The 572-nt window shown below is 70.3% G+C and carries 1 protein-coding gene; it reads left to right on the forward strand.

Translation table 11 applies throughout. The annotated features are described in order from the left end of the window. Positions 1-45 precede the first annotated feature (45 nt). A partial coding sequence (locus tag ELR45_RS35900; RefSeq protein WP_240760196.1) for a S8 family serine peptidase occupies positions 46-572 on the forward strand: 527 nt, incomplete at its 3' end.

Consider the following 572-nt stretch of genomic DNA (forward strand, 5'->3'; position numbering starts at 1 on the left):
AGCGGCGTCGACGCTGGTCACCCTGACCTTGGCGACGCCGTCGCGCTGGCGGCGGACTTCACCGAAAGCGAAGGCGGCACCACCGACCGCGCCGGCCACGGTACGCACGTGGCGTCGATCGTGGCGGGCCGTGGCACCGCATCGGACGGCCGGTACACCGGCGTCGCCCCTGACGCAGACCTGCTGGTGGGCAAGGTGCTGGATGACTACGGCGACGGTCAGGAGTCGTGGATCATCGCCGGGATGGAATGGGCCGTGGCCGAGGGCGCGGATGTCGTCAACCTCAGTCTCGGCGGCTGCGCCACCGACGGTTCCGACCCTATGGCCGAGGCGATCAACACGCTCACCGAGCAGAGCGGGGCACTCTTCGTGGTCGCCTCGGGCAACCACCCGTCCCCGATGGGCTGCGCCTCACCTGAGACGGTGTCGTCGCCGGCCTCCGCGGACAGCGCTCTGGCGGTCGGAAGCGTGAACAAAGGCGACGAGCTCAACGACTTCTCCAACGTCGGTCCCCGGTTGGGCGACGGAGCCCTCAAGCCGGATCTGACCGCGCCGGGCGCGGCTATCCTGGC

Source organism: Phytoactinopolyspora endophytica, from assembly GCF_004138495.1.
Taxonomy (GTDB): domain Bacteria; phylum Actinomycetota; class Actinomycetes; order Jiangellales; family Jiangellaceae; genus Phytoactinopolyspora; species Phytoactinopolyspora endophytica.